Source organism: Streptomyces sp. NPDC004752, assembly GCF_053601275.1.
Genome location: NZ_JBSGBN010000067.1, coordinates 39,988 through 51,721, shown reverse-complemented (window position 1 = coordinate 51,721; position 11,734 = coordinate 39,988). Strand labels below are relative to the sequence as shown.

The 11,734-nt window shown below is 74.4% G+C and carries 7 protein-coding genes; 2 read left to right on the top strand and 5 right to left on the bottom strand.

From position 1 onward, the window contains the following. Positions 1-574 precede the first annotated feature (574 nt). The 4 genes from ACWEKM_RS26125 to ACWEKM_RS26110 form a co-directional block, all read right to left on the bottom strand. Complete coding sequence (locus ACWEKM_RS26125) at positions 575-1,627, bottom strand: hypothetical protein (protein ID WP_451623661.1); 1,053 nt, start codon at positions 1,625-1,627, stop codon at positions 575-577. Positions 1,628-2,124: 497 nt separating this feature from the next. Next, positions 2,125-3,324: a VWA domain-containing protein gene (locus ACWEKM_RS26120; protein WP_451623660.1), complete on the bottom strand. Its 1,200-nt coding sequence runs from the start codon at positions 3,322-3,324 to the stop codon at positions 2,125-2,127. Further along, positions 3,321-5,771 (bottom strand): DUF5682 family protein, encoded by a 2,451-nt coding sequence (locus ACWEKM_RS26115; protein ID WP_451623659.1) that lies wholly within the window; start codon positions 5,769-5,771, stop codon positions 3,321-3,323. Before ACWEKM_RS26115 ends, ACWEKM_RS26120 begins: the two co-directional genes overlap by 4 nt. Further along, positions 5,768-6,913 (bottom strand): ATP-binding protein, encoded by a 1,146-nt coding sequence (locus ACWEKM_RS26110; protein WP_451623658.1) that lies wholly within the window; start codon positions 6,911-6,913, stop codon positions 5,768-5,770. Before ACWEKM_RS26110 ends, ACWEKM_RS26115 begins: the two co-directional genes overlap by 4 nt. Positions 6,914-7,044: 131 nt before the next feature. On the opposite strand from ACWEKM_RS26110, the gene ACWEKM_RS26105 reads away from it, so the two are divergent. After that, positions 7,045-8,400: an SWIM zinc finger family protein gene (locus ACWEKM_RS26105; RefSeq protein ID WP_451623657.1), complete on the top strand. Its 1,356-nt coding sequence runs from the start codon at positions 7,045-7,047 to the stop codon at positions 8,398-8,400. 41 nt (positions 8,401-8,441) lie between these two features. Continuing rightward, positions 8,442-10,244 carry a DUF5691 domain-containing protein gene (locus ACWEKM_RS26100; RefSeq protein ID WP_451623656.1) on the top strand — a complete coding sequence of 601 codons (1,803 nt, stop codon included), beginning with the start codon at positions 8,442-8,444 and terminating at the stop codon, positions 10,242-10,244. Positions 10,245-11,062: 818 nt separating this feature from the next. On the opposite strand, the gene ACWEKM_RS26095 is transcribed toward ACWEKM_RS26100, so the two are convergent. Then, positions 11,063-11,485, bottom strand: coding sequence for a cobalamin B12-binding domain-containing protein (locus ACWEKM_RS26095; RefSeq protein ID WP_351743576.1), 423 nt, complete (start codon positions 11,483-11,485; stop codon positions 11,063-11,065). Positions 11,486-11,734: the final 249 nt, after the last annotated feature.

Below are 11,734 nucleotides of genomic sequence, written 5' to 3'. Positions count from 1 at the left end.
GGCCCCTGGAAGGGCCCGAAAGGGCCCGGGGCGGCTGGTCCCCACCCCAATGGGGACCGGCCCGCCCCGCCCGTGAGGTGCGGGCCGGACGCGCCGACGGCATTCGGCGGTCCGGCCCCGGCTGCCCCACGGAGTCGGCAGAGGTGGGCGGCTCACAGCTCCACGCCGTCACGCCAATCACGCCCGTCACACCGGTACCTCGTCACACCGGTCACGTCAGTCGCACCGGTCGCGCTCGTCATGCCCGCATGCCCGTCACGTTGACCGCGCCGGTCGCATCGGGGCACCGGGGGGCGGTCGTAGGGGCCGTCGACGGCCCATGCGCGCGTGCGGGCGGATGCGACGGATGGGGGCGGATGCGGACAGCGGTCCGGTACGGATGGGGGCGGATGCGGACAGCGGTCCGGTACGGACGGCGGTCCGGCACGGACGGCGGTCCGGCACGGACGGCGGTCCGGCACGGACGGCGGTCCGGCACGGACGGCGGTCCGGATGAAGCGGTGCCCGGACCTGGCAGGCGGGCGGACATGATCCGCCCGCGCCGGTCCGGAACGGGGAACCGGCCGGACCCGTGCTAGCCGGGGAAGACCGGGATGTCCCGGTGCCCGTCCAGGGTCCCGGGCGCGACGGCACGCACGGCGGTACCGGGCACGAGCCACAGCGGCGCCCGGTGGTACAGGGTGACGGCATGCAGGTCGGCATGACGCGAAGTGCCGCTGTTCAGGGCCCACTTGCCCACCGTGCCGTCCGGGTCGCCGCCCGGGGCGGGGTGGGACGGGCTGTCCACGGCGGGTGCGGCGCGATGGCCGCCGCGGTGCACCGCGGACCCCGACTCGGGGGCGACGGCGGTTCCGGCCGGGCCATGAACGGCGACGGCCGACGTCCGGTGCGCGACCGTCCGCTTGCCCATGCGCGTGGCCGGTCCGGGGGACGCCTGCGACTCGCCCCGCTCCCCCGGTCCAGGCTCCGGCCCCGGCTCCGGCTCCGGCTCCGAGGTGACCGGTGCGGGCAACAACTGCCCCGGCCATTCGGAGAGTCCGGGAAGCGACGGCAACGGCAGCGTGGCCGCCGTCCCCCCGCGCGGTGCGGCCGGTGACGGCAGCACGGGCACGGCGGGCGGGGCGGGTGCCTCGGGCAGCGCCGACACCGCCGTCCGCGCCTCGTCCGCGGTCCGGGTAACCGCCCCGACCACATCGCCCGCGGCTCCCACGACCCCACCGGCGACGGCACGCACCACGTCATGGACCGCAGGCTGAGCCACAGGCACCGGTTCGGCCGCAGCGGCGGCTACGGACGCCCGCACGAGGGCGAGGGCCGGGGCAGGTGCGAACACCGGATCGGGCGCGGGCACCGGGGCGAGGACGGAGGCGAGTGCGGGCACCGGGGCGAGGACGGAGGCGAGTGCGGGCACCGGGGCGAGGACGGAGGCGAGTGCGGGCACCGGGGCGAGGACGGAGGCGGATGCGGGTGCGAGCACGGGCGCCGGATCGGATGCGGATGCGGGCGCGGGCGCCGGGGCGGAGGCAGGGCCGGGGTCGGGCCGACCGCGGGAGCCGGCCGGTCGGTCCTGGGTGTGCGGCGCGCCGCCCATGAGGGTCCGCGCCGCGTCCTCCACCGGGGTCACCACCGACGGAGCCGATACGGCCGAGGGCGCGGGCGCCGGGACGGAAACGGGTGCGGGCGCTGGCCCACCGCAGGAGCCGGCCTTTCGGTCATGGGTATGCGACGCGCCGCCCGTGCGAGTCCCCGCCGCGTCCTCCACCGGGATCGCCACCGACGGAGCCGTTACGGCCGTCGGGGTCAGGGCCGGAGACGAAGCGGCCGAGGGCAAGGACGGGGCGCCGTCGGCCGCGTGCGCCCGCTGGCCGCAGAGGAGTCCGAGCGCGAACAAGGCACCCACCAGCACCGCCAGTTGCAGCACACGCCGCCCGCCCGCCATGCGCCATACCCGCACAACGGCACCGGGCAGAGCTGCTGCTGAGGCCAAGAGCGGGTGGGTCCTCCCGTGCGGCGGAACGAGTGCCGGGTCGGCGCGATGCGGGCATCGATCCTTGCACGGGACGCCCGAGGTTGCGCAAGCCCCCCATTACCGATGGGTAGTCATGTCCCCTTCCGCCCCGGACCTCATATGCCGTCCGGTATCGGCAACGGGCGCTTCTCGATCGCCGCCGCCATGACCTCGGGGAAGAGGTCGGGGGTGCAGGCGAAGGCGGGCGCGCCCAACGCGGCCAGCGCCGCCGCGTGTTCACGGTCGTACGCGGGCGCCCCCTCGTCGGACAGCGCGAGCAGCGCCACGAACTGCACCCCCGACGCCTTCATCGCCGCGACCCGCTTGAGCATCTCGTTGCGTATGCCGCCCTCGTACAGGTCGCTGATGAGCACCACCACCGTTTCGGTCGGCCGGGTGATCTGCGACTGGCAGTAGGCGAGCGCCCGGTTGATGTCGGTGCCGCCGCCGAGCTGGGTGCCGAACAGCACGTCGACGGGGTCGTCCAGCTGGTCGGTGAGGTCGACGACGGCCGTGTCGAAGACGACGAGCCGGGTGTCGATGGACCGCATGGACGCCAGCACCGCCCCGAACACGGAGGCGTAGACGACGGACGCCGCCATCGATCCCGACTGGTCGATGCAGAGGACGACCTCCTTCTTCACGGACCGGGCGGCGCGCCCGTAACCGATGAGCCGCTCCGGCACGATCGTGCGGTACTCGGGCAGATAGTGCTTGAGGTTGGCCGCGATCGTGCGGTTCCAGTCGATGTCGTGGTGGCGCGGCCGGTTGACGCGGGCGCTGCGGTCGAGGGCGCCGGTGAGCGTGGCCCGGGTCCGGGTCGCGAGCCGCTTCTCCAGGTCCTCGACGACTTTTCGCACGACCGCCCGTGCGGTCTCCTTCGTGGTCTCCGGCATCGCCTTGTTGAGCGAGAGCAGGGTGCCGACGAGGTGCACATCGGCCTCCACCGCCTCCAGCATCTCCGGCTCCAGCAGCAGGGAGTCCAGCCCGAGTCGGTCGATGGCGTCCCGCTGCATGACCTGGACGACGGAGGAGGGGAAGTAGGTCCGGATGTCGCCGAGCCAGCGGGCCACGGACGGGGCGGACGCCCCGAGCCCCGCCGAACGGTCCCGTCCCGACTGGGGTCTGTCCCCCTTCCCGTAGAGCGCGGCGAGCGCGCCGTCCATCGCCGCGTCCTGTCCGCGCAGCGTGCATCCGGTCCCGTCGGCGGACTCGCCGCCTAGCACCAGACGCCAGCGCCGCAGCCGTTCCCCGGCGGCGTCCGGATCGGCTGAACCGCCCGCAGCGGCCTCTGTCTTGTTCTCCGTGGTCGTCATCTGCCCACCCCCGTCAGGTCCTTGTCGTCGGTGTCCAGGCCGAGCAGCAGCCGCACCAGCGGCAGTACGGCCTCCGCGCGCTCGGTGTCGGGCTCGGCTGCGAACCCGGGTAGGCCGACGGTCCGGCCCGCCGACGCGCCGCCCCGCGCTCCGGGGCCGCGCCGCACCAGCTCGCCGAGGGTCCGCCGCACGCCCGCTTCGTACGCCGAGAACGTCCGCCGCAGCAGCGGCAGGACATCTGTGAACGCGTCCGCCGGCACCCCGGTCAGCCATGCGTCGACCAGCCCCAGCAGTCGCTCGTCGTGCACGAGCAGCATGCCTCCCCCGCCGCCCACAAAGCCCTCGATCCAGGCGGCGGCGTCCTGCGGCGGCGTGCCCGGCGAGAGCACGAGCCCCATCAGCCGGGCCGCCTCGTCCTGTCCCACCGCCCCCTCGTCCAGCAGGAGACGAACGGCCCGGCCGCGGATCACCCCGGGCACGGTGTCCCTGCCGGACAGCGACCGCAGCACGGAGCGCCAGCGGGCCCGCAGGTCGCCGTGGTGCGCGGCGGAGCTCTCGGCGAGGAGCCCCACCGCGCCGTGCACCGCGTCCACGTGGCCGCGCAACTGCTCGGCCGCGTCCGCGTCGAGGGCGGTGCAGGCCGGTGGCAGCCCGACGAAGACACGCTCCGCGAGGCCCGCGGCGACCTCGGCGAGCGCCCTGGTGTCCGTGCCCCGCACGTCGCCGTAGCGCAGCGAGCGGACCAGGGCGGGGAGGGCCTGTGCGAGATGGCCGACGTCGGCGTCGAGCGCCGCCCGGTCGGCGAGCACCCGCATCACCACCGGGAGCGCGTCGCGCAGTCCGGCCAGCAGGCAGTGCTCGGCCAGCGCGGTCACCTCCGCGAGCGCCTGCGCGGCCTGGGCGTCCGCCTCGGCCTTGGCGGTCGCGGCGGCGACCACCGTCGTACCCCACACCCCGGCCTCGGCGACCCGCACGGACAACTCCGGCTCCCAGCGCAGCCGCCACGTCTCCCGGAACGTGCCCGTGCTGCCCCGTGACCGGGCCTGCTCGCCCCAGCCGATGCCCAGCAGCCGCAGCCGGTGCAGCAGCCGGCCGCGCTCGGCGTCGGTCTCCTTGCGCAGATCCAGCTCCAGCTCCCGCTCCAGCGCCTCGGGCTTGAGCCGCAGCCGCCGTTGCAGCAGGGCCAGGTCCCGCTGCAACGGCACGGCGGGCGCCGTGTCCGGCACCTCCCCCAGCACATCGCCGACCACCAGCCGGTCGTGCACCAGCGCCAGCGGCACATCCGAGCCGTCGCACATCACGGCGCGCACCGCGTCGGTGGTCTCGGTCAGCCCCGGCAGCGGGCGTCCGCGCATCGCGGCGAGCGTCCCGGCCAGCCGGACCGCCTCGATGACATGCGCGGACGACACGATCCGGTCCTCCTCGCGCAGCAGCCCCGCCACCTTGGTCAGCCACCGCTCGACCGGCCGGTCCGGAGCGCCGAACAGATGCCCGTACCAGCCCGGCGAGTCGATGCCCGCCCCGTAGCCGCTGACCCGGGACAGTCTGCGGTGCGTCCACGGCACCCACGTCAGGTCCACCTTGACCTTGGGCAGCCCCTTCAGCAGCGCCCGGTCGGCGGTGACAGCGCTCTTCCGGCGCAGCGCGGGCACGTGCCACGCCCCGCACACCACGGCCACTTCGTCTCCGAACTCCCGCTGGGCGGCCCGCAGTTGGAGCCGCATATACGCCTCCCGCACGAGGTCCCGGTCATGCCCGCCCGCGCCGTATGTCTCCCGCAGCGCCCCCATCGCCTCCTCCAGCGCGGCGAACGGCGCGAGAGCGGCCTCCCGCGTCCCCACCCCCGGGTCCCCTGCGCCCCGGTGCTCGACGACGTCCTCCCACCAGCGCTCGGGATCGTCGTACCCGGCGGTCTCGGCGAGCACGGCCAGCGGGTCGAGACGGACGGTGTGCTCGACAGACGGGCCGGACGGGGCAGATGGGCCGGACGGGGACGACGGGGCGCCGGTGCCGTCCGCGGACTCGGGACGCGCTCCCCCTCCTCCCTTCTCTTCCTCTTTCTCCTCTCCGGCTCCCCTTTCCTCCGCTTCCGCCCCTTCCTGCCCTTGCTCCTCCTTCTGCCACGCCAGGGTGTGTGTGGCGGGCAGGTCGATGAAGCGGGCCGGTACGTCGTGCTCCAGGGCCCAGCGGATGGCCACCCACTCCGGGGAGAACTCGGCCAGTGGCCAGAACGCCGAGCGGCCGGGCTCGTCCACGGCGTGGGCGAGGAGCGCGACCGGGGGCCGCATGCCCTGGTCGGCGGCGAGCGGAACAAGGGCGTCGGCCTCGGGCGGCCCCTCGATCAGCACCACTTCGGGCGCGGCGGCATCCAGCGCGGCCCGTACCGCCCGCGCCGACCCCGGCCCGTGGTGCCGCACGCCGAGCAGCAGGGGTCGGGACTCGCTCACGCGCTCACCTCCCGGCAGGCCCGGTAGAAGTCCTTCCAACCGTCGCGCTCGCGGACGACCGTCTCCAGGTACTCCTGCCAGATCACGCGGTCGGCCGCGGGGTCGCGGACGACGGCGCCCAGAATGCCCGCGGCAACGTCACCCGGCCGCAGCACTCCGTCGCCGAAGTGGGCGGCCAGGGCGAGCCCGTTGGTGACGACGGAGATCGCCTCGGCGGTGGACAGCGTGCCGCTGGGCGACTTCAGCTTCGTACGGCCGTCGGCGGTGATGCCGTCGCGCAGTTCACGGAAGACGGTCACGACGCGGCGGATCTCGTCGATGCCGTCGGGCGCCGCGGGCAGGTCGAGAGAGCGGCCCAGCTGGTCGACGCGCCGGGAGACGATGTCGACCTCGGTGTCGGCGTCGGCCGGCAGGGGCAGCACCACCGTGTTGAAGCGGCGGCGCAGCGCGCTGGACAGGTCGTTGACCCCGCGATCGCGGTCGTTGGCCGTGGCGATCAGGTTGAAGCCGCGGACCGCCTGCACTTCCTGGCCCAGTTCCGGTATCGGCAGCGTCTTCTCCGACAGGATCGTGATCAACGTGTCCTGCACATCCGCCGGGATACGGGTCAGCTCCTCCACCCGGGCCGTCATGCCCTCCGCCATGGCCCGCATCACCGGGCTGGGCACGAGGGCGTCCCGGCTCGGGCCGTGGGCGAGCAGCCGCGCGTAGTTCCAGCCGTAGCGGATGGCCTCCTCGGGGGTGCCCGCCGTGCCCTGCACCAGCAGCGTCGAGTCCCCGCTGACCGCGGCGGCCAGATGCTCGGACACCCAGGTCTTGGCCGTGCCGGGCACGCCGAGCAGGAGCAGGGCGCGGTCGGTGGCGAGCGTGGTGACGGCGACCTCGACGATACGGCGCGGGCCCACATATTTCGGTGTGATCACCGTGCCGTCCGGGAGGGTGCCGCCGAGCAGGTAGGTGGCGACCGCCCACGGCGACAGCTTCCAGCGGGCCGGGCGCGGACGGTCGTCCTGCGCGGCCAGCGCGGCGAGTTCGGCGGCGAAGGCGTCCTCGGCGTGCGGGCGCAGCGCCTGCGCCGCGTTCGCGGGCGCGGAGTGGTTCTGGCTCGGTTCGACGGACGTAGGTTCCACGGACACAGACATGGCTGAGGCCCCCTCCAGCTCGGCCGGTTCGGATCTGTATCCACCGTGCACCACCCCACTGACAATCGCTCTGACCTGCGGAAATACGCTGGCGAGGCCGATTGTCAGTGGGAGGATCTACCTTCGATGGCATGACTCAGCAGGGGGTGCGCTGGACTACTGACCAGGTGCTGGCACTGGCGCCTGACGCAGCGTCACGCAAAGCGGGAAGCAAACTCGGTGCGGCCGGGCCGTGGTCCGAGGCGGGGAGTTCCGACGAGGGGACGGTGTGGGGACTGTGCAAGGGCAGTGGCAGCAAGCCGTATCAGACGGTGGTGGACGTCGCGGACGCGTCCGGCCCCGCGTACAAGTGCAGTTGTCCGAGCCGCAAGTTCCCGTGCAAGCACGCGCTCGGCCTGCTGCTGCTCTGGGCGGGCGGGGATGCCGCGGTGCCGACGGGGCAGGCACCGGACTGGGCGGAGCAGTGGACGGCGGCGCGGAAGAAGCGCGCGCAGGACAAGCCGCCGTCGGCCGCAGGCGGTTCCGCCGCCGGAGCCGGTGATCCCGAGGCGGCGCGGCGCCGGGCGGAGCGCCGGGCCGAGCGGGTCACCGCGGGCGCGATGGAGCTGGAGCAGCGTCTGGCCGACCTGTTGCGCGGCGGCCTGGCCTCGGCGGAACAGGCGGGTTACGGCCTGTGGGAGGAGACGGCGGCCCGCATGGTCGACGCGCAGGCTCCTGGACTGGCGGCGCGGGTGCGGGAGTTGGGCGCGATTCCCGCATCCGGTCCGGGCTGGCCGGTGCGGCTGCTGGAGGAGTGCGCGCTGCTGCACCTGCTCGACCAGGGCTGGCTACGCCGGGACCGGCTGCCGGACGGCCTCGCGGCGACGGTCCGTGCCCGTGTCGGCCTGCCCGCGGCGCCGGACGGCCCGGCGATACGCGACCGCTGGCTGGTCCTCGCCCAGTACGACACGGCGGACGCCAAGCTGACGACGCGTCGCATCTGGCTGTACGGCGAGAAGTCGGGCCGTGTCTGCCTGCTTCTCTCCTACGGCGCGGCGGGCCGAGCCCCCGAACAGGCCCTGCCGGTCGGGCTGGCCCTGGAGGCGGAGCTGTCCGTCTATCCCGGCGCCGGACAGCCGCGGGCGGCGCTCGGGGAGCGGTTCGCTCCGCCCGCCCCGGCGGCGATACGGCCCTCGGGCGAGACGACGGCGCAGGCGATCGCCCGGTACGACGAGACGCTGCGGGACGACCCGTGGCTGGACGCGGTGCCGGTGACGCTGGACCGGGTCGTCCCCACGCCGGACGGCGACTCCTGGCAGCTGGCGGACGCCGACGGGGCCGGGGCGCTGCCGTTGACCCCGGCCGCCCGCTCCCGGCCCGGGCTGTGGCGGCTGGTCGCCCTGTCCGGCGGCGCCCCGGTCAAGGTGTTCGGCGAGTGCGGCCACCGGGGCTTCACCCCGCTGACGGCCTGGCCGGAGGGTGCCGGGGAGGCGGTGACGCTGTGCTGAACCGACCGGAGACCACGGGAGACCCGACCAGAAGGAGTCGTATGAACGGGAGGAGCACTGCGGTGCAGGGAACAACCGCTCCGCCGAACACCACGGACACCACGGACACCAGGGCCGCAAGGGACAGCACGGACGCCGCGGACAGCACGGACGCCAGGGACACCGCTGCCGCCGGGGACACCGCCGACGTCAGGAACCCCACGCCCGCCAAGGACACCCCCGACGCCAGGAACCCCACGCCCGCCAAGGACACCGCCGGCACCTGGGAGGACCTCGTCACCACGGCGCTGCTCGGCACCGACCGGCGCCCGCCCGCCGGGGGCGCGCCGGGCCGTGCGGCACCGGTGGCGCTGCTGGACGCGGCCGCCGTGGAGACCGTACGGCGGCGGGCCGGGCTGCGTCCGGCCATGGCGGCCCGGCCCCCGGCGACGGCCGCCGACGATCCGCGTCCCGCCCTGCCCGCCGCCGCGGCCCGACGGCTCTCCCTGCTGCTGACCGACCGTCCCGGCACGGGCGGTAGTCGCCGGGGCGCCTCGCCGGACCTGATGGAGCTGCTGCCCCAGTGGCTGGCGGCGGCGAACGCGTACGGCTACGCCGCGCCGCCGGAGACACTGCCCGCGCTGCTGGACGCGGCCCGGGGGCGCACGGACCTGCGCCCGGCGGCGCTCGCGTTCGCGGGGCCGCGGGGGCTGTGGCTGGCCCGGCTGAACCCGGACTGGCGGTTCGCCCTGCGCGCGACACCGGGCGGCGGCGCGGCGCTGCCGGAACTCGACGACGCCGACGGGGTGCAACGGCTGTGGGAGGAGGGCCTGTTCGCCGAGCGGGTCGCCCTGCTCGCCGCGCTCCGCGCGACCCGGCCCGCGGTGGCACGCGAGTTGCTGGCGGCGACGTGGGCGACCGAGCGCGCGGAGGACCGGCTGATGTTCCTCGACTCGCTGCGTTCGGGGCTGTCCGCCGACGACGAGCCGTTCCTGGAGCGTGCGTTGGCCGACCGCAGCCGCAATGTGCGGGCGTTGGCGGCCGAGTCGCTGTCCGCGCTGCCTGGTTCGGCGCTGGCGGCGCGCATGGCAGTCCGGGCCGAGGCTTGTGTGGCGGTCGACCACACGCGCGGCGCGCCGACCATCGCGGTGCGGGCGCCGCTTGAGTGCGACGCGGCGATGGAGCGAGACGGCGTCGTGGCCAAGCCCCCCGCGGGGCGAGGTGAACGGTCCTGGTGGCTCGGCCAGTTGGTGGAGGCGGCGCCGCTCGGGACATGGCCGCGGCGACTCGGCGGGCTGACGCCTCGGGAGATCGTGGCGCTGCCGGTGAGGGACGACTGGCAGGGCGAGTTGCACGCGGCCTGGAGCCGGGCGGCGGTGCGGCAGCGGGATCCGGAGTGGTCCCGGGCGCTGCTCGGGACGCCCCCCGCGCCCGAGGCGGGCGGGCCCGGAGCGGTGTCCCTCGCCGCGCGGGCCATGCTGCTGGGCACGCTCGGCGCCGCGGAACGGGCCGACTGGGTGGCCGGGTTCATCGAGACGCACGGCTTGTCCGAGGCGTTCCAACTGCTCGGGGTGTGCGCCGTGCCCTGGGCGGCGCCACTCGGACGGGCGGTGCTGGACGCGCTCAACATAGCCCGGGACGCGGGGAGTTATCCCTGGAGCTTCAGCGGGGTGATGGGGCTCGCCGAGCGGTGTCTGGCTCCCGCGGAGACCTCGCGGCTGGACGGGTTGCTGGCGGTACCGGACGAGCGGGAGGACGCCTCGCCGGGCGCCGGTGGCTACTGGGCGGAGGCGTTTCAGCGACTCATGACCACCTTGCGGCTGCGCGCCGACATGACCCGTGAACTCACGCCGGCCGACGCCTGAGCCGCCCGAGGGGGCTGCTCCTGCCCGAGGCCACAGGAGGAACACGACGCCTCCGCTGCACGGGCTGGGCAACACCCTCCCTCGGGGCCCCGGCGAGACGAACCGAACGAGTGCCTGCCTCGGCACCGCCGCCGCCCGGGACGAACAGCACCCGACTCGGCGAGGCGACGGTGCGGGGCTGACGGCGCCCGCGTCAGACACGCGGCAAGACGGACCGAACGGCAGCTTGCCTCAGCACCACAGCACTCCGAGCGGAACAGCACCAGGCCCCAGGGAAGCGACAGCATCCGGGCCGAACAGCACCAGATCCGGGGGAGGCGACAGCATCCGGGCCGAGCAACACCCGACCCGGGGCAAGCGACGACGCAGGCCGAACAGCTCCCGCCGTCAGACGTGCGGCAAGGCAGACCGAGCTGTGGCCTGTCCCGGGAACGCGGCGTCTCGGGGATGGTCCGGTTCGACGCCGGGCGGCGGCGGTCAGCGGTGTGCCGGGCACGCAGCCGTCGCGCCAACCCCGGTCGCCTTGCCCCCTGGCGGGGCGGCACCCGATGTCAGGAACTCCCGCACCGCGACACGGGGTGCCAGAACGCACCTGCCACGGCACCGAGTGCCCGCAGCTCCTGTGCTGCGGCACCGGGTGCCAGGTCTTCTCGCGCCGCAGTACCGGGCGTTGGGGCCACCCCCGCCGCAGCACCGACTCAAGTGCCGCAGTGACCCAAGAAGCCGAGAACCGAAAGAGTCGAAGGAGCTGAAAGAGCCGAAAGAGCCGAAACGGGTGAAAAATTCAAAGTGGCCGAGACCGCGGAAGCGGCCCGGCTTCAGCCGCCGGAAGCGGCCGGTTGCCGCACGTTCTCCCGTACCCAGTCCACGATCGACGCCGTGGTCGCGCCCGGGGTGAAGATCTCCGCGACGCCCTTCTCCTTGAGCGGCGCGATGTCCGCCTCGGGAATGATGCCGCCGCCGAAGACCAGGATGTCCTCGGCGTCGCGCTCCTTGAGGAGGTCGATGACGGCCGCGAACAGGGTGTTGTGCGCACCGGAGAGGATGGACAGGCCGATCGCGTCGGCGTCCTCCTGGATCGCCGTGTCGACGATCTGCTCCGGCGTCTGGTGGAGCCCGGTGTAGATGACCTCCATGCCGGCGTCGCGCAGCGCTCGCGCGATGACCTTGGCCCCACGGTCATGACCGTCGAGCCCCGGCTTGGCGACCACCACGCGGATCGGACCGGCTGTCACACCCATCACTGCCTCCATGAAGCGATTAGATCCATCCGTTGGATCCATCCGTACCGACAAGTACCGCACAGTCCGCGTGGTCCGCCACCGGCCGCGAAGTGAACGGGCGTTATCCCCAGCATCCCGCAACCGGCAGTTTTATTGCGGCGACCGAGGGGGAAATCACACAATGGGACATGTTCGGGAGCCGCAGCGTGGTCCGCAGGGACACGAAAGGCACGCGGCGTGCACGGCACGCACCCACGATCACCCTGC